We start from the raw sequence: 25416 nt of genomic DNA, 5'->3' as shown, positions 1-25416 counted from the left end.
AGCAATGATACCCAATAGGTATCTTTGTGAGCGCAATCAAACATTGTCACATCCAATTATTCTATTGTGAAAGCGCTAACTAATATGGTTCTTAACTACTTTTGGTCTGATCAGTTAATGCCATATTAACATGATAATTTTGGGATGATACTACTATGCTTATTGATCAATCTGTAATAGTCATCACTGCTGCAGGTACTCTCATCGGTAAAGCCATAGCTCTTCATTTTGCATCATTAGGGGCAAAACTTGCGCTCGTTGATAATGACATCCAAAATTTAGAGGCAACACAGGATGCTTGTTCTCAATTCTCTCGTCATATCAACATCTTTCATTTAAAAAACACCCAACCGCATTCAATTAAACAAGTCTTTACCAATATTCAGCGCCAACTAGGTACATTTAATGTCTTACTCAATACATGGCCAAAATGTACGAATACACCAAGTATTCTTGAGCCCAATGCAATTAATAAATTCAATGATGTAATGTGTAACAACGCAACCACTTTTTTTAGCGTTGGACAAATAGCAGCAACAATGATGCAAGACAACAAACAACCTGCTGTTATTATTAATTTAGCCTTACAACCATCTCACCATCACGCTCACCTTTCCGATACTAGTAAATCAGTAATACAAGGCTTAACTTTTGGCTGGTCTAAAGAATTATCTTCTTTGAATATCCGAGTGGGTGCCATTATTCCAATTACTTCAGATAATCAGACAATGCTCCATACACGATTACAAGTAGAAATAGTCAGTTGCACGGAATACATTATTACTAATGATTCCTTCAATGGCAGGATACTTGAAGCAGAGTGTTTGATATAACCATCTATAAGATATAAAAAAGCCCGCTAAGTTAGCGGGCTTTTTTTCAATCAACGCTAGGTATTAAGCTTTTGCTTTTTTACCTTTAGTGGTTTTCACTGGCTCTGATTTTTTAATCACTGTTGTGCCTTCAAACGCTTCACCTTCAATGAAAGGCTTACCGTAGTAAGATGCCATTAGTACATCTTTAAGCTCAGAGATTAGAGGATAACGAGGGTTTGCACCAGTACACTGGTCATCAAACGCTTCTACCGCTAACTCATCAACTTTCGCAAGGAAATCAGCTTCTGAAACGCCTGCTTCTTGGATTGACATTGGAATCTGAAGATTCACTTTCAATTCGTCTAACCAAGTTAGTAGACGCTCAATTTTCTGTGCAGTACGGTCACCCGCATGTGATAGACCTAAGTGATCAGCAACTTCAGCATAACGACGACGCGCTTGTGGGCTTGCGTACTGTGAGAATGCTGTTTGCTTTGTTGGATTATCATTCGCGTTGTAACGAACAACGTTAGAAATCAACAATGCGTTAGCAAGACCGTGTGGTACGTGGAACTCGGCACCTAGTTTGTGCGCCATTGAGTGACATACACCTAGGAATGCGTTCGCAAATGCGATACCCGCGATAGTTGCCGCATTGTGTACTTTCTCACGTGCGATTGGGTCATTAGCACCATTTGCATAGCTTGATGGTAAGTATTCTTTTAGCATTCTTAGTGCTTGAAGTGCTTGACCATCAGAGTATTCGTTAGCAAGAACTGATACGTAAGCTTCTAGTGCGTGAGTGACGGCATCGTAACCACCAAACGCTGTTAGAGACTTAGGCATGTTCATTACAAGGTTAGCATCAACGATTGCCATGTTAGGCGTTAGTTCGTAGTCAGCTAGTGGGTACTTAGCACCTGTTTTATCGTCAGTTACAACCGCAAATGGTGTTACTTCAGAACCTGTACCAGATGTAGTAGTGATACATACTAGTTCAGCTTTCTTACCCATTTTAGGGAACTTGTAAATACGTTTACGGATGTCCATGAAGCGCATTGCTAGTTCTTCGAAGTGCGTTTCTGGGTGCTCATACATTACCCACATGATCTTCGCAGCATCCATTGGCGAACCACCACCGAGTGCAATAATCACATCAGGTTGGAAGCTCTTCATTGCTTCAGCGCCTTTCTCAACAACAGACAGTGTTGGATCCGCTTCTACATCAAAGAATGTTTGAACTTCGATACCTTGTGCTTTAAGCAAAGATACGATTTCATCTGCGTAACCGTTATTAAATAGGAAACGGTCTGTTACTAAGAACGCACGCTTCTTACCTTCTAAATCGCTAAGTGCAATTGGAAGGCTACCACGACGGAAGTAAATTGATTTAGGTAGTTTATGCCACAACATATTTTCAGCTCGCTTCGCTACTGTCTTCTTGTTGATAAGGTGCTTAGGACCTACGTTCTCAGAGATAGAGTTACCACCCCATGAACCACAACCTAGAGTTAACGAAGGCGCAACGTTAAAGTTGTAAAGATCACCGATACCACCATGAGTTGTTGGGATATTCACAAGAATACGTGCTGTTTTCATTTTGTCGCCGAAGTACTTAATACGGTCAGCGTTAGTGTCTTGATTCGTGTATAAGCCAGATGTATGACCGATACCACCAATCTCTACCATTGTTACTGCTTGATCTACTGCATTTTCAAATGAAGACGCGCGGAACATACCTAATGTAGGAGATAGTTTCTCGTGTGCGAACTCATCGTCGAAAGAAACTTGCTCACCTTCACCAATAAGGATCTTAGTATTAGCAGGAACAGTAACACCCGCCATTTCTGCGATCTTCGTTGCTGGCTGACCTACGATATCTGCATTAAGGTTACCGTTGATAAGCAGAACTTTACGTACTTTCTCTGCCTCATCTTTTGATAAAACGTAGCCATTGTGAGAAGCAAAACGCTCTTTCACTTCATCATAGACTTCGTCCATAACGATTACAGCTTGCTCTGAGGCACAAACAACACCGTTATCAAACGTTTTTGACATAAGTACTGATGCAACAGCACGCTTAATATCAGCTGTTTCATCGATAACAACAGGCACGTTACCCGCACCAACACCGATAGCAGGTTTACCTGAAGAGTAAGCTGCTTTAACCATGCCTGGACCACCAGTCGCAAGGATAAGGTTGATATCATCGTGCTTCATTAGTGCGTTAGATAGTTCAACTGATGGTTGATCAATCCAGCCAATAATATCTTTAGGTGCACCTGCGGCAACAGCGGCATCTAATACTAATTTAGCAGCAGCGTTAGTTGAGTTTTTAGCACGCGGGTGTGGCGAGAAAATAATTGCGTTACGTGTTTTAAGAGAGATTAACGATTTGAAGATAGCTGTAGATGTCGGGTTAGTCGTTGGAACAATACCACAAATAATACCTACAGGCTCAGCAATAGTCATGGTGCCGAACTCATCGTTCTCTTCCAAGATACCGCATGTCTTTTCGTCTTTGTATTTGTTGTAGATAAATTCAGAAGCGAAGTGGTTTTTAATAACCTTGTCTTCGATGATACCCATGCCAGATTCAGCAACAGCTTGCTGAGCGAGAGGAATACGTGCGTTGTTTGCAGCAAGAGAAGCAGCGCGGAAAATTTTATCCACTTGCTCTTGAGAGAAAGTTGCAAATTCTTTTTGTGCCGCTTTAACGCGAGCAACCATTGCATCTAGTTCAGTGATATTTGTAACAGGCATAGTAGACTCCTACCTTAAGATTGAAAACTTTTTAGTAAGGATACGGCTTCATTCTTAATTCTCGAACTAAGAAAATCACACACTTAGTAAATTACTTTCAAAATTGATTATATTTATTCACATTCTAAAAAGATTTGATTTAGATCAGTGTTAGCTCTGATGATTAATTTATACCTAAAAATCATAAAAATGAGTAAAAAACAAACACATACTCTATAGAATCAATCTTTTTACTAATATTTCACATCTTAGCGACAATAACCACTTATTTCACAAGGAGAAATATTACGTAATAAAAATACATTTACTAGCCCTACATTTGTCTACTTGTGACAATTATCACCTTTTCATATACCAATTGGTCAATGTTGAGTCATTACTATTAATAAGCATTTCGTTTCACCATAGTAGTTCATGTTTTCAACAATAAAAGTTTATTTAAAAATAATGGAGAAATCTTTCACTAGAATTTTAAAAGCAGGCTTTTTTTTGTGGTTAGGCTAATAATTTAAGATTAAAATATCATCGAGTGATTAATTAACATTGGTTTTACCTGTCAAAAAATTAGCGTGCATAACCTAATTGTTAAGTTAATAACTACGCCTTATATACGAGGCTTTTTTACTCTGAGATCAACTGTATTGATTAATACTATTCTCATGACTTACACCTAGTGAAATCTAACTGAGAAAATCATGCAAGCCATTGAAATAGGAATATTTTTACACTTTTTTGTCGGGCTTTTTGCAACGGTAAACCCTGTTGGTATTATGCCTGTTTTCGTGTCATTAACTGGTTCAATGACACCTGAAGAGCGTAATAAAACTGCGTTAACAACCAATACAGCTGTTGTTATCATACTGGTAGTGGCTCTTGTTGCTGGCCAACACTTACTGGATCTCTTTAGTATCTCTATTGATTCATTCCGAGTCGCCGGCGGCTTACTGTTGCTGAGTATCGCTTTTTCAATGATGAGCGGTAAGATTGGCGAGGTGAAACAAAATAAAGAAGAGAAATCAGAGTCAGCCATACGTGAACAAGTCGGTGTGGTGCCACTTGCAATGCCTTTAATGGCAGGACCAGGTGCTATCAGTTCAACCATTGTTTATGGTTCCAAGTATCCAACAATGACATCAACGATTGGCATTGCCATTACCATCGTTGTATTTGCTTTTGGCTGTTGGTTACTGTTTCGCTCTGCACCATTAATTGTTCGCTTCCTAGGTCAAACAGGAATTAACGTTATTACTCGTATCATGGGTTTGATCCTTGCCGCACTTGGTATCGAATTTATTATTAATGGATTAAAAGTAATGCTACCAGGCCTAGTTTAAGCGTCACAACATAAACACCTCGCTAATAAAAGATAATAATTAAATATAAAGTCTCGATTTTTTCGGGACTTTTTATTATCAATTATCTACGCTCATCATTTACGCACTTACCTAATACTATTTTTGGTATACTAGTCTGCTGATTGATATGCCATACAAAATAATAACCTACTTCTGCGTAAGCTTACGGCTAACTAACACTTAATTATGATTAAACTGACTCTAAGACAACGTCTTTACCAAATTATTTTTGGTACCTCTACACGCGCTGGACAGCTATTCGATATTGGCTTAATAATCGCTATTGTTAGCTCTGAACTGATCCTAATCATTTCATCTGTTGCCAGTATTGAATCAAAATTCTCTACAGCGCTGTTAGGTGCTGAGTGGCTATTCACGATCTTATTTACCATAGAGTATATTCTGCGCTTGTATTGTTCGCCGCGCCCTCTCGCTTACGCGCGAAGTTTTTATGGCATCATTGATTTAATTGCCATTGTGCCTGCTTACATTTCTTTCTTTGTGCCAGGTTCAAACTATTTACTGATCGTACGTTTAATCCGTGTTTTACGTATTTTCCGTGTTCTAAAACTGGCTAGATTCTTACAAGACTCCAATATTCTTTTACGATCACTTCGCCATGCCCAACGTAAAATTTTTGTTTTCTTTAGTTCTGTATTAATTCTAGTTACCGTATTTGGTTCATTAATGTTCTTGATTGAAGGCCCTGAAAATGGCTTTACCAGTATCCCTAAAAGTATTTACTGGGCAGTCGTGACTATTACAACTGTTGGTTATGGCGATATTGTGCCGCAAACCGTAATGGGTAAGGCGTTAGCTTCATTGACCATGTTACTCGGTTACTCAATTCTTGCCGTTCCGACCGGTATTTTGACCGCAGAACTCAATCAAGAAATGAAAACACACCGAAACCTAAGACGATGCCCTAATTGTGCAACCAGTGGTCATGAAGTGGATGCTGATTACTGCAAAAAGTGTGGAACACAACTCCCTGAAAATATCTAATTATCATTAAAGAAAACCATTAATTTTAATGATTAACCACTTGATCTTTAAGACGTGATCTAATTCTTACTTTTACAAGATAACAATTATTCTCGTCTTATTTGGTCTACCTTTGTCTTCATCATTCAGGAAATATGAAAAATTAATGCGATTAACGATATACTCATTACTCTGTAGTTTCATTCTGATATTCAGTACTTCAGCATCTGCTACGCTAACCCTTTTTGAATCAGAGCAGCCTGAATTAACCCAAGCAGCAACGAGCATAAATACTGCCATTAATCAGCTACCTGATCAGCATTTGTTCACTCATAACGATGTTAAAGAAGTTAATTCCTTACTGTCTAAGACCCTCTCACAACAGAAGAAGCATCAAAAGTTACTGGCAACAGCACTGAATAAATACCAGAAAAGTGATGATAAAGAACAAGCATGGGAAAAACTGTCGTCGGTTTACAATTCACTACTGAGTATTAGCCAAGATAAAGAGCGCCTTCTCAATTTAAGTTCATCAGCTATCCAAGATAAGGTGACAGGATTTGGACCTTTTGGCGTTCAACAATTTAAGTTAGAGCTATCAATCACAGCACTTAACTTACAGTACATGGTCTTATATCAATTACGCAGTTTCCATGATTTGCTAAAAGATATGCTGATTTCGCCAGTCCCCATTCTTGTGGTTGCCTTAAAAGTTTTCGCTATTTTATTTTTACTTTCTTGGTGGCAGCGTAATAGCGCACGTTTGATCGAACATTTTAGAGAAACACAACTCGAACATAACCCGCATCCCAATCTTTTGTTTCGTGCGATTTGGTATATTAGTCGAGCGCACCGTCCAATTGGTTGGTTAATTGCAATCACGCTTTCACTCCGTATTGTTTCTCAATTACCAAGCTTGCACCACTTGATCTACTTGGAAATCTTCACATGGTGGATCCTTGGTGGCTCAATTGCAGTGCGATTTATACTTGAGTTTGCGCGTCGTAATAGCATCAATAATAGCGATGCTGAAGTTGTCGCATTACGTCTTTCAACTATTCGCCAATACGTATGGGGATTTATTGCCGCAGGCGTAATTCTACAAATTTCAGCGCGCACACTGGGGCAAGGCACCATCTATGCGTGGATTTGGTCAATTATCTTCTTTGGTTTTATCTTATTAACCTTAATTACGCTTCGTCGTTGGCGACATATCGTCTTTAAGCGCTTAGAAGGCGCGACACATCTGCCCCTTTCTATTAAATGGGCGCTCAATCATAAAGATAAATTATTACTTTCAATTCCAGCAACAGCACTAGGTGCAGCATGGCTTACCTTACGTCGCTTTCAACATACACTGGTTGCTAACTTATCAAAGTACATTTTCTTTCGTCATGCACTCGCCTATCTATTCCGTATTGAAGTTGCTAAACAAACAGAAACCTCTCGCGAACAACTCAATATGGTTCGTATCAAAGGTGCCGCTACTTATGAATATGTAAAGCCAGGTAGTGAGGATAGCCCAATCATTGAAGACTATGCGTTAGAAGAAATTAAACAGCTTTCAGGCTACTTATTAACTGATAAACCCGCAGTTTGTGTTGTTTCTGGTGAGCGTGGCATTGGGACAACGACACTTCTTCGACGCTTGTTACACAAAGTTAAAAATGCAACACCGATATACATTAACTGTCCTTATGATGGCTACGCAGAATTGCTACAACAGTTCTCTACCGCTCTTGGGCTTGCTAGTGACAGCTCTGAAGATGATATTCTTGAATACTTACGCAATAGTGAAACAACCTATTTAATTGCCATCGATAACGCTCAACGATTGGTGACACCTAAAGTCGGTGGACTAAAAGATCTAATGAGTATCACTAATTTATTGCGTAAAACACGGAAAAGTCATCGTGCGATTATTGCGGTTGAAAAATCATGTTGGCGTTTTGTTGATCGTGCTCGTGGTGAGCGTTTACTGTTTGATTTAGTCACCTTTATGCCACGTTGGAGCGAACAGCAAATTGGCGACTTATTAAAAACCCGTACCTCTTCCGAAGGAGAATTTGCCATTAGTTTTGAAGGCCTAGTGCTGCCTCGCCAGTGGGATGAAGATGACATAACAGAAGAAGAAAGAGCTCAACGAGGCTTTTATCGTATTTTGTGGGATTACTCTGATGGTAACCCTACGGTTGCTGTACGTTTCTTCCGTTTCTCTCTGCAGCGAGATAAAGACACAGATAAAGTACTGGTACGTTTATTTAAAGCACCACAATCTGAAGATTTAGAACAAATGCCAAAGCCGATGTTAGCAGTGCTACGTTCTATTGTGCAGTTAGAGGTCGCATCCCCGCAAGAGCTCTCTGAATGTACTCAGCTCAGCCTTGATGAAGTTATTGGTACGTTACGTTACTTCCAAAGTCGTGGTTTTATTGAATGGTCAGATGATAAAGCGAAAATCTCCGATCACTGGTTCCGTCATATCACTAATGTTCTCCACCGTCAGCACTTATTGGTGAAATAAATGAAGCGTTTATTCTGTCTCTTTAGCCTAATACTTCTTAGTTTTTCACCAGCCGTTTTTGCTGATGACATGCCAAACATTGAGGACTTCCAGCAATTTGCTAACCTTATTCGTTGGAGTGGCGTGCTCTTTTCTGCATTAACGGTTTGTGCCGCTTGGATATTACTGCGATTCATTCAATCGATTGTTGATGGTATCAGTAGCCAATTTGCTCAACGTCGAATGTTGCTACAAAAGTTACAATCTTTCTTCCAATTCTTCATTTATATGTCGACGGGTATTGCCGTCTTTATGATGAGTTTCCGTGTTGATGATCGTATCTTAGCTTTGATTGGCGGTACTATTGCAGTATCTGTTGGTTTTGCCCTTAAAGACTTGGCAGCCTCGTTCATTGCAGGCTTAACCGTGATGATTGATAGACCTTTCCAAGTTGGCGATCGTGTAACATTTGAAGGCAATTATGGTGACATTATTACTATCGGTTTGCGCTCTGTACGTATGCGCACCTTAAATGACGATATTATCACCATACCAAACAACAAATTCTTAAGTGAAGTCACCGTCAGTGGTAACTATGGTGCGCTGGATATGCAAGTGGTGATCCCCTTCTATATTAGTATGGATCAAGATATCCGCTTAGCCCGAGATTTAATCCAAGAAGCTGCGTCATCAAGCCGTTATATTCACCTACCAAAACCTGTAACAGTTTTAGTAAAGCAAACGATCACCGATAACTACCTAGCTATCATGTTGACTTGTAAAGCTTATGTGGTTGATACCAAATATGAAAAGTTATTTGAAACTGATATTACACTGCGTGTAATGGAAGAATTTGCACGTAACGGCATTAGGCCACCAGCAATCGCACTCAAAAGTACCGATGCTTAATTCGTATTTATATTACTGATATAAAAAAACCGAGCACTTAGCTCGGTTTTTTTCTTATGGGGATGTAATTACTTACGACGCCATGTTGTGCCTTGTGCACCATCTTCTAAGATAATGCCCATTGCTAATAACTTATCACGAGCGTCATCTGCTGCAGCCCAATCTTTTGCTGCACGCGCATCGAGACGTTGTTGAATCAATGCTTCAATTTCAGCCACATTATCATCTTCACCAGCACCACCTTGTAGGAAAGCTTCAGGCTCTTGAGATAGAAGACCAAGTACATCAGCAAGCTCACGCATACGTGCACCTAATGCAGAAGCTGTAGCAACATCATCTGTTTTCAAACGGTTAATTTCACGCGCCATATCAAACAATACTGAATAAGCTTCAGGTGTATTAAAGTCATCGTCCATCGCTTCTTTAAAACGAGTAACGAACTCTTCACCGCCAGCCGCTTCAACAGATGTGTCTAAACCACGAAGCGATGTGTATAGACGCTCAAGTGCAGAACGCGCTTGTTTCAAGTTCTCTTCGCTGTAGTTTAGCTGGCTACGGTAGTGACCAGACATTAGAAAGTAACGTACCGTTTCAGGATCGTAGTGGTTTAATACATCACGAATCGTGAAGAAGTTACCTAATGACTTAGACATCTTCTCGCGGTCAACCATTACCATGCCACTGTGCATCCAAGTATTTACATACTGGGTATCATGTGCACAGCAAGATTGCGCGATTTCGTTTTCATGGTGTGGGAACTGAAGATCTGAACCACCACCGTGAATATCAAAGTGATCGCCTAAGATTGCAGAGTTCATTGCTGAACATTCAATGTGCCAACCTGGACGACCTGGGCCCCATGGCGATTCCCACGTAGGTTCACCTGGTTTAGACATTTTCCATAAAACGAAATCTAGCGGGCTACGTTTTGCCATATCGATATCAACACGCGCACCTGCTTGAAGTTGGTCAAGATCTTGCTTAGATAAACGACCGTAATCTTCATACTTGCTCACTTCAAACATGACATCGCCATTAGAAGCAACATAAGCAAAACCACGTTCAATTAATCGCTCACAAAGCGCGATAATTTCTGCGATAAACTGTGTCGCACGTGGTTCAACGTCTGGACGTTTCATACCTAACGCATCAAAATCCGCATGCATTTCACCGATCAAACGCTCAGTTAATGAATCACAACTTTCGCCATTTTCAGCGGCACGCTTAATGATTTTATCGTCTATATCAGTGATATTACGAACAAATGTTAAATCATAACCAGAATAGCGCAGGTAACGAGAAACCACGTCAAAAGATACAAACGTACGACCGTGTCCGATGTGACACAAATCGTAGATCGTTACTCCACAGACGTACATGCCTACTTTACCAGGCTGGATTGGGGTGAATGCCTCTTTCTGTCGTGTGAGCGAGTTATAGATCTTTAACATGTCTCTTCATTACTCATAGTAGTAGGATTACAAATTCGAAGGGTAATTACACCTTTTATGCCTTTTGTTGGCAAGGAAAATCCTTTAATGAATGCTATTTTAACCATTAGCCTCCGATTAATCGGGTAATGTTTGTCTGAGCAGGCTATGGTAAGTTAATATTCAAGACTTAAAGAAAAATACTCCATTAAAGGAAAAGATCATGATTACCCTTCACACAAATTTTGGTGACATCAAAATTAACCTATTCGAAGACAAAGCACCTCAAACGTGTGCAAACTTCCTTCAATACTGCCGTGATGGTTTCTACAACGGTACTATTTTCCACCGTGTTATTGATGGTTTCATGGTTCAAGGTGGCGGCATGCTTCCTGGTATGGAAGAGAAAGAAACTCGCGCTCCAATTCAAAACGAAGCAAACAATGGCCTAAGCAACAAGACAGGCACACTTGCAATGGCGCGTACTAACGCTCCTCACTCTGCTAGCTCTCAGTTCTTCATTAACGTAAAAGACAACAACTTCCTTGATTTTACTGGTGAAAACATGAGCGGTTGGGGCTACTGTGTATTTGCTGCAGTGGTTGAAGGTATGGATGTAGTTAACAAGATTAAGGCTGTGAAAACAGGCCGTCACGGTTACCACTCTGATGTACCAGTTGAAGATGTTGTTATCGAAAGCGTAACTATCGAAGAATAAGTCTTCATTGATATTAAGGGTGGCATTAGCCGCCCTTTTTCTATTATGACAACACTATTTATTTCAGATCTGCACTTAAGTGCTGAGCGTCCCGATATGACAGCATGTTTTTTGCGATTTATGGCAGAAGACACAAAAGATATTGACGCCTTATACGTGCTCGGGGATTTGTTTGAAATGTGGATTGGTGATGATGAAGACTCACCTTTTTTACAACAAATCAAACAGGCCTTTAAAGCCCTCACTGACTCGGGGATTCCTTGCTATTTTATCCATGGTAATCGCGACTTTTTAATTGGTAAACGTTTTAGCCAACAAACGGGGATTCAGTTACTTCCTGAACATTGCATTGTTGAACTTTACGGAAAACCAACCTTAATCCTCCATGGTGACACTTTATGCATAGAAGACGAAGCGTATCAACGTTACCGTAAAAAAGTGCATAACAAGTTTATTCAATGGTTATTCTTCCGCATTCCCCTTTCTCGTCGTATTAAAATTGGTGAGAAGTTTAGAAGTAATAGTAGTAAAAATAATCAGATGAAGAGCCAATCCATCATGGACGTCACACAAAGTGAAGTGGTTCGATTGATGCAAGCTTTCCATGTTGATCAAATGATCCATGGTCACACCCATCGACCAGATATTCATTCACTCACTGTTGATAATAAGCCAGCCTCACGCATTGTCCTCGGTGATTGGTATGAACATGGCTCGATATTAGTCGTTACGCCTGATGGCTATCAGCTAGAAACCCGTAATTTTGATACTAATCAGCAGCAATAAAAAAGGTACGCACTGCGTACCTTCCTTTTTATGCGATCTTTTCTTCAACATTGACTTGCTTGAGCTGTTTTCGATCAGCTGCCCAAGAACGATACATCGTCAAAGAGGTATAGAAGACAACCCCACAAACAAGCCAAGCCAATACCTTCATATCTAGCGATTTCACTAAATAAGCTGCAATCACCACACCGATAGGCCCTGTTATTGCAACCGCCACTGACGCTCGACTATTAATTTTGTCTCGACGTAAGAAACCACCAGCAGAAAAGAAGCCTAAAAATCCACATGAGCACATCATCACAGGGAACGCAGCAAGCGGATTCATACCTAGCATGTAGATCATCGTCATACATGGTGCGTATAAACCAATACCTACCGTCATTAATGCGCCAAATAAGAAGTTACCAGCAATACCGACTGCCAACTTCCACCCTGTTAAGCCTAAACTGGTTCCGCCAAGAGGGAATAGCTTTAACTGACCCGCAAGCATTAAGCCCGCCACCACCAACAAAGCACCACTCATCACAATACGTATAAGTTGGCGATCCCAATTAGAAACTAAACGCGCACCGACGGTTGCCCCTAAACACGCTGAAACAACAAGACTTAATAAGGTAACTGCATCCACATTCACCGCAGTAAGAAAAATAAGTGCTTGTACGACCGTGGCTAACACCGCTTGGCAATTCAATGTTCCGGGAAGAACTTGATCATCAATAAGCTTAAATTGTTTATAACCTGCTGTCATAATAGCGAAACTTCCAACACCAAGAGTGTCACAGAAGTTTGCAAAACCACCAATCAAGGCGACGGGAATAATACGTGTATTTGCTTCCTGCTTTCGGTTTCTTCGCCAAGCTCTAATAAGCATCACAATAAAAACACTACCACCAACAAGCAATCCCGCTTGTATCAAGGCAAATATAGACATAACTAGTACAAATACGATTTGATAGAAAATTTAAAAGGTAGATCAAACAATTCACGACAAGAGTGAATGTTTAAACACTAATATTATGAACTCAAAACAGATCTTACACCATTTTCATTATTTATAATGGTTTTATGTGCTAATATATTTATAAGGTTTGATTATTTTAACCATCTGTAAACGTGATGTGCTTGTCGCTTCAATATTTTATTTAAATAGTGTTAAAAACATCACTTTGTGAAATATATAAATTTGATATGATCTAACTAATAACAACAATACTAAAACGATTTTATTTTTTTGGACTTTTCTGTAGATTTCAATGTTCTCATATATTGCTCGACAACCCATTTTAAACAGAAATAAGCAAACTATTGGCTACGAACTTTTATTTAGGGATGGCCCAGATAACTGCTTTCCAAATATTGGTGATGAGCAAGCTACAAACCGTCTGCTTAACGATAACTTTTTCAGTTCTGCTGGAGAAGCGCAATTAACATCAGGCAAACGCGCATTTGTTAATTTCCCTTATAGTTCAATAATATCAGGTACACCTCTTCTTTTCCCAAAACAAAGTTTCATCATCGAAATTCTTGAAAACTGTGAACCAACTGACGAGCTTTTTGAAGCTATAAAGAAACTTCATCAAAAAGGCTACACACTCGCACTTGATGATTTTATCCCTAATAAACAATGGACTCGCTTTTTTCCCTATATCCATATTATTAAATTCGATATTCGTCTTATCAGTATTGAAAAAGCCGCACGATTTATTCAATTCTATAAAGAAAAAACAAAACTACGTTTCTTAGCCGAAAAAGTAGAAACCCAAGAAGAATACCAACAAGCTTATGATGCGGGCTTTGATCTTTTCCAAGGCTTCTTTTTCAGCAAGCCAGAAATGATCCAACGAAAGTCATTAAAACCCTCATCTTTAACAACATTACGTTTGTTTAAAGAAATTTGTGTTACTGATGTTGATTTTGACAAAATTGAAGAAATTATTGCTACTGATTTAACCTTATCGTACAAATTACTTCGTCACGTCAATGCGCTAACATCAACGCGCTCAAAGCCAGTGACCTCTTTTAAACAAGCGTTAATTTTTCTTGGTGAAGATCAACTACGACGTTTTGTCACATTTGTCGCAACCTCGCATGCGGTTGAAAATAAACCTCAATCTCTTTATAACTTATCACTCCAACGTGCACATTTTTGTGAGCAGTTATATCGGACCCGAGTACCCAAAGATAATGGTAACCAAGCCTTTCTTACTGGGTTATTTTCCTTATTAGACTCTTTGCTTGATCAACCATTAGAAGAGTTGATAGAACTCCTCCCTTTAAGCGAGCAAGTTAAGTTAGCGTTAACTAAACGTGCCGGTCCTTTAGGCGCAATACTAAACTTAACAGATGCTTACGATCAGGCAAATTGGCCACTAGTTAAAAAATACAGCGCGGCATTGAAAATCAATGAATCAAGCATTGCAGACTACTATTTAGAATCAGTAAAATGGTCTACTGAATATGAGCAATCCTCGGCTAAATAAACATGTCTAAACACACATCAATGTGTCCTTGTGGAAGTAATAAGCCCCTTATTGAGTGCTGTAAACCTATCCATCTTGATCATTCAAAAGCAAAACACCCAGAACAACTGATGCGTGCACGTTACAGTGCTCATGTGCTTGGGTTAGTTGATTTTGTCGTTCAAACTTATCACTCTAGTTGTGAAGCAGAACAGCACCGCAATGCCATTGCAGAATCAGTACACTTAACATGGTTAGGGTTAGATGTTCTAAACAGTGAAATCGCTGAAAGTGGCGAAGGTTTTGTTGAATTTAAAGCCATGTACAAAGAAGCAGGCAATGAATATATCCTGCAAGAACGTTCACGTTTTTTACAGCAAGAAAAAGATAATAAGTTATGTTGGTTTTACATTGATGGTGAATACCCAGAACCACCACCAGTAGAGCAAACAGCTCCACCAGCTCCCGTTAAAAGTGAGAAAACTGTCGGTCGTAACGACCCTTGCTTATGCGGAAGCGGTAAGAAATATAAAAAATGTTGTGGTTAATACAGCGTTAACATTCTTCTCACTGAAACCGATCTTAGCGTCGGTTTTCTTATTTAAGTATGCTATTCACACAAAACTATGTACTGAACCAATAACTTACCTTGCTCTTACTTCTTTCGACATAATTAATTTAACCACCTAAAACTCAATAAGTTAGGAAACTTATTCTTACAATTGCGACAACGCCGAAACTATTTTCGAAAAGAAAAATAAATAAGATAAAAGGTTAAAAATAATGTTGCATTATCTAACACTCTTAGTTAGTGTGGGTAACAAGAAAGTAACACTATTATTTATTAACGAGATTTATTATGCGTATCCAAATGACTAACAATCATATTCATCACCATCCTGACTAGTCTTTCGGGAGGATACGCCTCACCCTGGAAGACAACATACTCTTCCAGTGGTCACAAGGAATAATCAAATTCAGACCCTCGGAAGATACAAGCTTCCGAGGGTTTTTTAATACCAGATTTTGAATTAAGTGAATTAGGACAGGGAAATGACTATGCAAACACAACGATTACGCATTGCGATTCAGAAAAAAGGCCGTCTAAGTAAAGAGTGTCAAACACTGCTTAAACGCTGTGGTGTGAAATTTAACATGGTAGGCGAACGTCTTGTTGTTCACGCTGAAAACATGCCTATAGACTTGCTACTTGTTCGTGATGACGACATTCCTGGTCTGATCATGGATGGTGTAGTTGATTTAGGTGTGATTGGTGAAAATGAACTTGAAGAAGTTGGCCTTGAACGTGCTGCTCGCGGTGAACCATCAGATTATATAAAACTACGCCGCCTAGATTTTGGTGGTTGCCGCCTTTCTATCGCAATTGATAAAGATGCTAAGTACAACGGTCCTCAAGATTTAAACGGCAAACGTATTGCGACGACTTATCCGCAATTAGTTAAACGCTATATGGATGAACTGGGCGTTAAATTTAGCACTTGTATGCTAAACGGCTCTGTTGAAGTTGCTCCACGAGCTGGGCTTGCTGACGCCATCTGTGATTTAGTTTCGACTGGTGCGACACTTGAAGCGAATGGTCTTAAAGAAGCAGAAGTGATCCTGCGTTCAAAAGCGGTACTGATCCAATCAACGCAGACACTCGATGCAGAAAAACAAGCATTAATTGAACGCTTACTGACCCGTATGCAAGGTGTGATCCAAGCAAAAGAATCAAAATACATCATGCTACATGCGCCAACTGATCGTCTAGAGCAAATTAAACTGCTACTACCTGGCGCTGAAGATCCAACGGTACTTCCTCTTGCTGAAGACAAATCTCGTGTTGCTATCCATTTAGTGAGTTCTGAAAACCTATTCTGGGAAACAATGGAACAACTAAAAGAATTAGGCGCAAGCTCTATTCTAGTATTGCCAATCGAGAAAATGATGGAGTAATCGATGAAGACAGTTGTATGGCAATCCTTAAGTGAAAGTCAGCGAGAAAATCTTCTTGCTCGACCAGCCGTAAATAATGGCGCTAATATTAGCGCTATTGTTTCTGGCATTATTAGCGATGTCCGTGAACGTGGTGATGAAGCTTTACTGGAACTGACAGAAAAATTTGATGGTATTCGTCCAGCATCCATCAAAGTCAGTGACACAGAAATCGACGATGCATGTGCTCGATTAAGTACAGAGATGAAAGAAGCGCTACAGCAAGCTTTTAACAATATCAGTACCTTCCATAAAGCACAGAAGCAACCGACACTGCGTGTAGAAACACAGCCAGGTATCATCTGTGAGCAAATGACACGCCCTGTTAATTCAGTCGGTTTGTATATTCCAGGAGGCAGTGCACCACTACCATCAACCGTATTAATGCTCGGCGTGCCCGCTAAAATAGCAGGTTGCCAAAAAGTGGTGCTGTGCTCTCCACCGCCTATTGCTGATGAAATCTTATACGTTGCCAAATTATGTGGCATCGATGATGTTTACAACGTCGGTGGTTCACAAGCGGTTGCAGCGATGGCCTACGGCAGCGAAACCGTCACTAAAGTCGATAAGATTTTTGGCCCAGGCAATGCCTTTGTAACAGAAGCTAAACGCCAAGTAAGTAATGATTTTCGCGGTGCTGCTATTGATATGCCAGCAGGCCCTTCTGAAGTATTAGTGATTGCAGATAGCAGTGCAGATCCTGACTTTATCGCAGCAGACCTACTTAGCCAAGCTGAGCATGGTCCTGACTCTCAGGTCATTTTGGTTACGCCTGATCCAGTGATTGCTGATAAAACCGCTGATGCTATTCAACGTCAACTAGCTCAATTATCACGTGCAGATATTGCGAAAGAAGCATTAGGTTCAAGCCTATTAATTGTCGCTGAAACATTACCGCAGTGTATTGCGATTTCTAACAACTATGGGCCTGAGCACTTAATTGTTCAAACCCGTACGCCACGTGATTTAGTGCCATTACTTGACAATGCTGGCTCTATTTTCTTAGGTAACTGGTCACCTGAATCTGTTGGTGATTATGCATCTGGTACTAACCACGTATTACCAACCTATGGTTATACACGGACTTATTCAAGTTTAGGCTTGGCTGACTTTTCTAAGCGTATGACAGTACAAGAGCTGTCTGCGGATGGCCTACTGGGGTTAGCAAAAACAGTAACCACGATTGCCGATGCTGAAGGTCTTGATGCCCACAAACGTGCAGTAACAATCCGTGTTGAAAAATTAACGGCTAAGCGTGAGGGATAAATCATGACGATGGCAAGACTAGCACGTAAAACAGTACGTGAATTAACCCCTTACCAATCAGCCCGTCGATTAGGCGGCAACGGAGATATTTGGTTAAACGCCAACGAATCGCCGTTTGATAACGAGTACAGCATTAGTCTTGCTCGATTAAACCGTTACAGCGAATGTCAGCCACCAGCATTAATCAATGCCTACGCAGACTATGCCAATGTAAAACCCGAGCAAGTGTTAACCTCACGTGGTGCCGATGAAGGTATCGAACTTCTGATCCGCGCTTTTTGTGAGCCAAACCAAGACAGTATTTTATATTGTCCACCGACGTATGGCATGTATGCCATCAGTGCTGAAACTTACGATGTAAATGCGAAAGTTATTCCGCTCACAAGCAAGTGGCAATTAGATTTAGAGGCCATTTCACAAAACCTTGATGGCGTAAAAATAGTTTTCGTTTGTAGCCCGAATAACCCGACAGGTAACTTGTTAGCACGTAAAGACATTGAAGCCCTGCTCGATATGACAGCAAACTCAGCCCTAGTCGTTGTTGATGAAGCCTATATCGATTTCTGCTTAGAAGAAAGCGCCAGCGATTTACTGTCAAGCTACCCTAATTTAGTCATTCTTCGTACGTTATCAAAAGCGTTTGCACTAGCGGGTTTGCGCTGTGGCTTTACCATTGCTAACAGCGATATTATCGATGTTTTGCTTAAAGTGATTGCCCCCTACCCCGTACCTGTACCTGTCACTGAAATTGCAGTCCAAGCCCTATCGGAAGCAGGTCGAGCACGAACAAAATTCCAAGTGCTTGATATCAGTGCTAACCGCGCTTACTTACAAGCGGGTTTAAGCATGTTAGATGGCGTAACCGTATTTGATGGCTACGGTAATTACCTACTGGTTGAATTCCCTAATGCAGATCAACTCTTTAAAGCATTATGGGATAACGGCATTATTTTACGCCGCTCTCCGATTGAAAACTGTATTCGAATCAGTGTAGGTAACCGCGATGAGTGTGAGAAAACTCTCGCCTTTATTCGTAGCCAATTAGAACAACAATAAGGACATTGATTGTGAGCAAGGAAAAGATTTTATTTATTGACCGTGACGGCACCTTAATTGTTGAGCCGCCAGTAGACTTTCAAGTAGACCGTTTAGACAAACTTAAATTTGAACCGAATGTGATTCCTGCCCTACTTGCTTTGCAAAACGCAGGCTACAAACTAGTGATGGTGACAAACCAAGATGGTTTAGGTACAGATAGCTACCCGCAGGCGGATTTTGATGCGCCACATAACATGATGATGGAAATCTTCGAATCACAAGGTGTAGTATTTAGCGATGTGCTGATCTGTCCTCACTTTGATAACGAAGGTTGTAGCTGCCGTAAGCCTAAACTTGGACTGGTCAAAGAGTACCTTCAACAAGGTCGCGTCGACTTTGAAACCTCTGCAGTCATTGGTGATCGGATTACCGATCTACAGCTTGCTGAAAATATGGCAATTCGTGGTATACAGTACAACCCTGAAACCATGAATTGGATGCAGATATTAACGGATTTAACCACCCAACCTCGCATTGCTGAAGTAGTACGAACCACAAAAGAAACTGACATTCGCGTTAAAGTGAATTTAGATCAAACGGGCGGTAATACGATTTCAACTGGCCTTGGCTTTTTTGATCACATGTTAGATCAAATCGCCACGCACGGCGGTTTTCAAATGACCTTAACCGTTGATGGTGATTTACACATCGATGATCACCACAGTGTTGAAGATGCTGCACTTGCGTTAGGCGAAGCGTTGAAAAAAGCCTTAGGTGATAAACGTGGAATTGGCCGCTTTGGCTTTAGCCTACCGATGGATGAGTGTTTAGCACAATGCGCGTTAGATCTCTCTGGTCGTCCGTATTTAAAATTTGAAGCACAATTTAGTCGTGATCAAGTAGGTGATTTATCAACGGAAATGGTGCCGCACTTCTTCCGATCTTTAACTGATACACTCGCTTGTACTCTGCACTTATCATCATCAGGTAATAACGACCACCACATTGTTGAAAGCCTATTTAAAGCTTTCGGGCGCACATTACGCCAAGCGATTAAAGTAGAAGGTAACGAGCTACCAAGCAGTAAAGGAGTATTGTAATGACAACAACCAATACTCAGCAGCGCGTCGTCATTATTGATACCGGCTGTGCCAATGTCTCTTCTGTTCGCTTTGCTATTGAACGTCTTGGCTATCAAGTAGAAGTCAGCAAGGATCCAGCAGTTGTACTTGCTGCCGATAAACTTTTTCTTCCGGGTGTCGGTACCGCCAGTGAAGCAATGCAGAACCTACAACAGCGTGATTTAGTTGGCTTAGTCAAGCAAGTGACTAAGCCATTATTAGGTATCTGTTTAGGTATGCAATTACTGGGTAAAGCGTCGCAAGAGCACGGGCAAAATGGCAGTGAAATTATTCCCTGCTTAGATTTGTGTAATGCTTCTGTAGAGAAAATCCAAGCAGAGGGGTTACCGCTGCCACATATGGGCTGGAACACCATTACACCGGAAGATAATCACCCATTATTTAAAGGTATTCCTGCGGGAAGCTATTTTTATTTCGTTCATAGTTACGCCATGCCTGTATTTGATCATACCGCGCAGCAAGGTGGCAAAACCATCGCCAGCGCGCAATATGGTCAAAGCTTTACCGCAGCAGTGCAAAATGGCAATTACTACGGGGTGCAATTTCACCCAGAGCGTTCAAGTAAAGCTGGCGCGAAACTCATTCAAAACTTCCTCGAACTATAACGATAACAAAAGGACTTGTTATGATTATTCCAGCATTAGATCTGATTGAAGGCCAAGTCGTTCGTCTATTCCAAGGCGACTATGGTCAAGTGACAGAATACAAAGTCGATCCCGCAGAGCAATTTAATCTTTACCACCAAGCTGGCGCTAACTGGCTACATTTGGTTGATTTAACGGGCGCAAAAGATACGCAAGCGCGTCAGTTATCTTTAATTGAAAAACTACTCAAAAGCACACCAGCCAATGTACAAATTGGTGGTGGCGTACGCACCGAGCAAGACGTCGCAGATCTGTTAAACGCTGGTGCTAAACGTGTGGTAATTGGTTCTACCGCCGTTAAACAACCAGAAATGGTAAAAGGTTGGATGGAAAAATACGGTGCTGAACACATCGTATTGGCTCTGGATATCAACATTGATGACAACGGTAACCGCATTGTCGCTGTCTCTGGTTGGCAAGAAGATTCAGGCGTTACTATTGAGGCGCTATTAGAAGATTTCTTAAAAGTGGGTTTAAAGCACGTGCTGTGTACTGACATTTCTCGCGATGGCACATTGGCTGGTTCAAATGTCGAACTGTATGTCGATCTTTGTCGCCAGTACCCGCAAGTACAATTTCAATCATCTGGTGGCATTGGCTCGCTTGATGATATTGCAGCATTAAAAGGCTCAGGTGTGGCTGGCGTTATTGTCGGTCGCGCCCTACTTGATGGTAAGTTTACTGCCGAGCAAGCCTTTACATGCTGGAACAATTAAGGAGACCACAATGTTAGCTAAACGTATTATTCCTTGTTTAGACGTACGTGATGGTCAGGTTGTAAAAGGTGTCCAATTTCGTAACCACGAAATCATTGGCGACATTGTACCACTGGCAAAACGTTACGCTGAAGAAGGCGCAGATGAATTGGTTTTCTACGATATTACCGCATCAAGTGACGGTCGTGTTGTTGATAAAAGCTGGGTATCTCGCGTTGCAGAAGTGATTGATATTCCATTCTGTGTCGCAGGTGGGATTAAATCTGCTGACGATGCGAGCCGTATTCTTCAATTTGGTGCAGATAAAGTCTCTATCAATTCACCAGCGCTGGCAGATCCAACATTAATCACCACATTGGCGGATAAGTTCGGTGTGCAATGTATCGTTGTCGGTATTGATTCCTATTTTGACGCTGAAACAGGTCAATATCAGGTATACCAATTTACTGGTGATGAAAAGCGTACCAAAGCAACCCAATGGCAAACACGTGATTGGGTTGAAGAAGTTCAACGTCGTGGCGCGGGTGAAATCGTACTGAACATGATGAACCAAGATGGCGTACGTAATGGTTACGACTTAGAGCAACTCAACATGGTACGCAGTGTATGTGACGTGCCTTTAATTGCTTCTGGTGGTGCAGGTGAAATGCAGCACTTTAGCGATGCCTTTAAGCTTGCGAATGTAGACGGCGCCTTAGCTGCCTCTGTTTTCCATAAACAAATCATCAACATTGGTGAGTTAAAGCAATTTCTGAAAACGCAAAATGTGGAGATCCGACTATGAGTTTATTAACCAAAATCAATTGGGAAAAAGTAGCCGGACTGATCCCTGCTATTGTTCAAGATAATGCCAGTGGTCAAGTGCTAATGCTTGGCTACATGAACGAAGATGCGCTTCAAAAGACACTTGATACTAAACAAGTCACTTTCTGGTCTCGCACCAAAGAGCGCCTGTGGACGAAAGGTGAAACATCAGGCAATGTACTGCAACTTAAAAGTATTCAGCTTGATTGTGACCAAGACACCTTATTAGTACACGTCGATCCAATTGGTCCAACGTGCCACTTAAACACGACCACCTGTTTTGATTCTGATGAAAGTGATGCTCAGCCACCGTCACTGGTTTTCCTTCATCAACTTGAGCAGCTCTTGGCGAGTCGTAAAGGTGCAGATCCTGAGTCTTCCTACACAGCTAGCCTCTACGCCCGTGGCACCAAGCGTATATCGCAAAAAGTGGGCGAAGAAGGTGTTGAAGTCGCGCTTGCGGCAACGTCGGGTGACAAAGCGGAATTAGTATGTGAATCAGCGGATTTGATCTATCACCTGCTTGTACTACTTCAAGATCAAGGTTTATCACTGTCAGATGTGACGAATAAACTGCAAGAGCGTCATAATAAGAAATAATTCAATCGTCAGTTACGATGAAAAAGCCAGCTAAATAAGCTGGCTTTTTGTTTCGCAATAATTACGTATTACTGGATAAGATAAAAAGGACTATCCCTATTATCATTAAATAATTAACGACCTAATGCCTCTTTATAATGTAATCGACATACTGATACGTAACGTGCGTTGCCACCAATTTCAACTTGTTCACCATCAGCAATAGCACGACCGGTTTCATCTTGACGGATCACCATGTTTGCTTTGCGACCACAGTGACAAATTGTTTTTAATTCAACTAACTTATCCGCCCACGATAATAAGTAACGACTCCCTTCAAAAAGTTCACCTAAGAAGTCTGTACGTAAGCCGTAACATAAAACCGGAATATCGAGTTTATCGACCACTTCCGTTAATTGATACACCTGCGCTTTAGATAAGAACTGGCATTCATCAATTAATACGCAATCAATTTTACCTCTATCTGATAACGCTTTTAATCGTTCGAATAAATCATCTTCTGCATTAAATAACTCAGCCTCTTCTTCTAAACCAATACGAGAGCTGACTTTACCCACACCAAAGCGATCATCAATCGCAGCAGTAAAAATAACGGGGGTCATTCCTCTTTCGCGATAATTAAACGAGGATTGCAATAATGTGGTCGATTTCCCTGCATTCATTGCAGAGTAATAGAAATACATTTGGGCCATGAGGATTCCCTAGTAATACGATTGGTTTAAAAAAACTGCGCCGATGCTACAGAAATTCACTCACAATGAAAAGTGATAGACTTAACAAGTACACATTAGTTACAAAAAAGCCCATACTCTTTTTCATGAAAAGTGTATGGGCTTAAAAGAACAGAGATAAAATCAGCTTTTTACTGTTGGGACATAAGTACGTCGTGATAACCAAGCAAACAACACACAAACCATAATAAAAGTAATTATAGCCGCGATGAAGGCTACGGGTAATGAATCAGTCATACCTAGCACAAGGAAGCCAATAGTAGAAACAAAGGCGACAGAAACTGCGTAAGGAAGTTGCGTTGCGACATGATCAATATGATGGCAACGTGCCCCCGTTGAAGACAATATTGTAGTATCTGAAATCGGTGAACAGTGATCACCAAATACAGAGCCTGCTAATACTCCCGCTAGCATTGGTAACATCAAGGTAATATCGGTTGCCCCAGCTAAATCACCAGCTATAGGTAACATAATGCCAAACGTGCCCCACGACGTACCTGTAGAAAATGCCATCACGCCTGATAATAAAAATAAGATCATCGGTAATAACATAGGGTTAATATTCCCTTGTACAAGGGTTGATAAATATTGACCCGTTTTCATATCACCAATAACGCTACCAATACTCCACGCGAATAATAAAATTAAAATCGCACCAAACATGGATTTAGCACCAATCCATAATGTGCGAATAACTTCATTAAATGCAATACGCTGGCGAATGACTGGAATAATCGCAGCAACTAAGCCAAATAAACCACCAAGACAAAGTGACTTACCGACATCAGTATTTTCAAACGCACCTAGCAGAGCAAAAGATTTACCATCTGCTGCTAATGCTTGATAGCCTGTAAAAACCATAAAAAAGAACGTGGCAAATATTAAAATAACAATCGGCCAAATTAAATCGCCAACTTTACCTTTCGTACTTTCAACAATTTCTAATTCGTCAGTTAAATCTTTTGCTTGTTCATCAACATCACCGCCTTCATCAAAACCACGGCCATGCATTGCTGCCATCTCATGTTTTTTCATTGGTCCAATATCCCATTGGAACCAAGACACAACAAAAACCATAGCTAAAGCAAAAATAGCATAGAAGTTCATTGGCGCTAGCGTTAAAAAGGCACTTAAAGGTGTATATTCTGTTACTCCATGCGTAACTAAAATACCGCCAATTAACGTAATTATATACGCACCCCAACTCGATGCCGGCATTAGAACGCACATTGGAGCGGCTGTTGAATCTAATATATAAGCCAATTTAGAACGCGATACGTAATAGCGATCCGTTACGGGACGAGCGATAGAACCCACCGCTAAACTATTAAAGTAATCATCAACAAAAATAAACACACCTAAAAAAGCAGCAAGCAGTTTCGCGCCCCTTTTTGTTTTAATTTTTGTTTGTGCCCATGCAGCGAATGCACGAGTACCACCAGACAATGTTAACAATGCTGTCGTCATGCCTAATATAATGAGGAATAAAACAATACTCATATTCCAGGTATTAATACCACCATCAGATATGAATAAGTTTTGTATAGTGCCTCCTAAATAAGAAGCTGAATGGTTAAATGAAAAGTCATTTAAGTAAAGTGCTCCTAATACGATACCCGCACCAAGAGAAACTAACACACGCCGAGAAAGTATCGCTAACCCTAACGCAACAATAGGAGGAATAATGGATACTAATGAATGGGAGTAATCTACTAAATTCATGATCTCAAAGACAACCGAATTAGGTTGGAGATCTAC

Annotated in this window: 22 protein-coding genes and 1 other annotated feature; of the genes, 17 read left to right on the top strand and 5 right to left on the bottom strand. The window is 40.7% G+C overall.

Translation table 11 applies throughout. The annotated features are described in order from the left end of the window. Positions 1-155: 155 nt before the first annotated feature. Positions 156-833, top strand: coding sequence for an SDR family NAD(P)-dependent oxidoreductase (locus C9J42_RS01560; RefSeq protein WP_107290564.1), 678 nt, complete (start codon positions 156-158; stop codon positions 831-833). 63 nt (positions 834-896) lie between these two features. Here C9J42_RS01560 and adhE read toward each other — a convergent pair whose 3' ends face one another. Then, positions 897-3578 carry a bifunctional acetaldehyde-CoA/alcohol dehydrogenase gene (adhE, locus tag C9J42_RS01555; protein WP_107205612.1) on the bottom strand — a complete coding sequence of 894 codons (2682 nt, stop codon included), beginning with the start codon at positions 3576-3578 and terminating at the stop codon, positions 897-899. A 695-nt stretch (positions 3579-4273) separates the two neighbouring features. Here adhE and C9J42_RS01550 point away from each other — a divergent pair. The 4 genes from C9J42_RS01550 to C9J42_RS01535 all read left to right on the top strand — a co-directional run bounded on the left by C9J42_RS01550 (position 4274) and on the right by C9J42_RS01535 (position 9329). Next, a complete protein-coding gene (locus C9J42_RS01550; RefSeq protein WP_045127240.1) occupies positions 4274-4912 on the top strand; it encodes a YchE family NAAT transporter in 639 nt (212 codons plus the stop codon). A gap of 207 nt (positions 4913-5119) precedes the next feature. Then, positions 5120-5938: an ion transporter gene (locus tag C9J42_RS01545; RefSeq protein ID WP_005370644.1), complete on the top strand. Its 819-nt coding sequence runs from the start codon at positions 5120-5122 to the stop codon at positions 5936-5938. Between the two features lie 145 nt (positions 5939-6083). Further along, entirely contained in the window at positions 6084-8441 is a 2358-nt protein-coding gene (locus C9J42_RS01540) for an AAA family ATPase (protein WP_107245556.1), read from the top strand. Continuing rightward, complete coding sequence (locus tag C9J42_RS01535) at positions 8442-9329, top strand: mechanosensitive ion channel family protein (protein WP_107205610.1); 888 nt, start codon at positions 8442-8444, stop codon at positions 9327-9329. Positions 9330-9397: 68 nt separating this feature from the next. Here C9J42_RS01535 and cysS read toward each other — a convergent pair whose 3' ends face one another. Continuing rightward, positions 9398-10780, bottom strand: a complete 1383-nt coding sequence (gene cysS, locus C9J42_RS01530) for a cysteine--tRNA ligase (protein ID WP_107245560.1) — start codon at positions 10778-10780, stop codon at positions 9398-9400. A 202-nt stretch (positions 10781-10982) separates the two neighbouring features. On the opposite strand from cysS, the gene C9J42_RS01525 reads away from it, so the two are divergent. Both C9J42_RS01525 and lpxH read left to right on the top strand, forming a co-directional pair. After that, complete coding sequence (locus C9J42_RS01525; protein ID WP_005370640.1) at positions 10983-11477, top strand: peptidylprolyl isomerase; 495 nt, start codon at positions 10983-10985, stop codon at positions 11475-11477. A 45-nt stretch (positions 11478-11522) separates the two neighbouring features. Beyond that, positions 11523-12263, top strand: a complete 741-nt coding sequence (lpxH, locus tag C9J42_RS01520; RefSeq protein WP_107287061.1) for a UDP-2,3-diacylglucosamine diphosphatase — start codon at positions 11523-11525, stop codon at positions 12261-12263. A gap of 28 nt (positions 12264-12291) precedes the next feature. Here lpxH and C9J42_RS01515 read toward each other — a convergent pair whose 3' ends face one another. Then, entirely contained in the window at positions 12292-13194 is a 903-nt protein-coding gene (locus C9J42_RS01515; RefSeq protein WP_107245563.1) for a sulfite exporter TauE/SafE family protein, read from the bottom strand. A gap of 322 nt (positions 13195-13516) precedes the next feature. Between C9J42_RS01515 and C9J42_RS01510 the strand changes: the two genes are divergently transcribed. From C9J42_RS01510 to hisIE, 10 genes are all read left to right on the top strand, one after another. Continuing rightward, entirely contained in the window at positions 13517-14743 is a 1227-nt protein-coding gene (locus C9J42_RS01510; RefSeq protein ID WP_107205606.1) for an EAL and HDOD domain-containing protein, read from the top strand. A gap of 2 nt (positions 14744-14745) precedes the next feature. Then, on the top strand, positions 14746-15270 hold the full coding sequence (locus tag C9J42_RS01505) for a YchJ family metal-binding protein (protein ID WP_107205605.1): 525 nt from the start codon (positions 14746-14748) through the stop codon (positions 15268-15270). A gap of 334 nt (positions 15271-15604) precedes the next feature. Beyond that, positions 15605-15740: a sequence feature (His leader region), on the top strand. A 41-nt stretch (positions 15741-15781) separates the two neighbouring features. Beyond that, positions 15782-16678: an ATP phosphoribosyltransferase gene (gene hisG / locus C9J42_RS01500; RefSeq protein WP_107205604.1), complete on the top strand. Its 897-nt coding sequence runs from the start codon at positions 15782-15784 to the stop codon at positions 16676-16678. A gap of 3 nt (positions 16679-16681) precedes the next feature. After that, on the top strand, positions 16682-17983 hold the full coding sequence (gene hisD, locus C9J42_RS01495; protein ID WP_107205603.1) for a histidinol dehydrogenase: 1302 nt from the start codon (positions 16682-16684) through the stop codon (positions 17981-17983). 9 nt (positions 17984-17992) lie between these two features. Beyond that, on the top strand, positions 17993-19039 hold the full coding sequence (gene hisC, locus C9J42_RS01490) for a histidinol-phosphate transaminase (RefSeq protein ID WP_107245700.1): 1047 nt from the start codon (positions 17993-17995) through the stop codon (positions 19037-19039). 11 nt (positions 19040-19050) lie between these two features. Beyond that, positions 19051-20121 carry a bifunctional histidinol-phosphatase/imidazoleglycerol-phosphate dehydratase HisB gene (gene hisB, locus C9J42_RS01485; protein ID WP_369917432.1) on the top strand — a complete coding sequence of 357 codons (1071 nt, stop codon included), beginning with the start codon at positions 19051-19053 and terminating at the stop codon, positions 20119-20121. Beyond that, complete coding sequence (gene hisH, locus C9J42_RS01480) at positions 20121-20768, top strand: imidazole glycerol phosphate synthase subunit HisH (RefSeq protein WP_107245566.1); 648 nt, start codon at positions 20121-20123, stop codon at positions 20766-20768. The genes hisB and hisH overlap by 1 nt, the downstream gene beginning before the upstream one ends. A gap of 20 nt (positions 20769-20788) precedes the next feature. Beyond that, positions 20789-21523, top strand: a complete 735-nt coding sequence (gene hisA / locus C9J42_RS01475) for a 1-(5-phosphoribosyl)-5-[(5-phosphoribosylamino)methylideneamino]imidazole-4-carboxamide isomerase (RefSeq protein ID WP_005370613.1) — start codon at positions 20789-20791, stop codon at positions 21521-21523. Between the two features lie 10 nt (positions 21524-21533). After that, the gene (hisF, locus tag C9J42_RS01470; RefSeq protein ID WP_005370612.1) at positions 21534-22307 is read left to right on the top strand and encodes an imidazole glycerol phosphate synthase subunit HisF; all 774 of its coding nucleotides are present in this window, start codon (positions 21534-21536) and stop codon (positions 22305-22307) included. Further along, positions 22304-22927: a bifunctional phosphoribosyl-AMP cyclohydrolase/phosphoribosyl-ATP diphosphatase HisIE gene (hisIE, locus tag C9J42_RS01465; protein WP_107205601.1), complete on the top strand. Its 624-nt coding sequence runs from the start codon at positions 22304-22306 to the stop codon at positions 22925-22927. Before hisF ends, hisIE begins: the two co-directional genes overlap by 4 nt. Before the next feature lie 113 nt (positions 22928-23040). On the opposite strand, the gene C9J42_RS01460 is transcribed toward hisIE, so the two are convergent. Together C9J42_RS01460 and C9J42_RS01455 are read right to left on the bottom strand one after the other, a co-directional pair. Further along, entirely contained in the window at positions 23041-23619 is a 579-nt protein-coding gene (locus C9J42_RS01460; RefSeq protein ID WP_107205600.1) for a thymidine kinase, read from the bottom strand. Between the two features lie 162 nt (positions 23620-23781). Next, positions 23782-25380: a Na+/H+ antiporter NhaC family protein gene (locus tag C9J42_RS01455; RefSeq protein WP_107205599.1), complete on the bottom strand. Its 1599-nt coding sequence runs from the start codon at positions 25378-25380 to the stop codon at positions 23782-23784. Between the last annotated feature and the right edge of the window lie 36 nt (positions 25381-25416).

This window comes from Photobacterium sp. GB-56 (assembly GCF_003026105.1).
Lineage (GTDB): Bacteria > Pseudomonadota > Gammaproteobacteria > Enterobacterales > Vibrionaceae > Photobacterium.
Note: the sequence above shows the minus strand (reverse complement) of the source record. Positions and strands in the feature narration are given on the sequence as shown.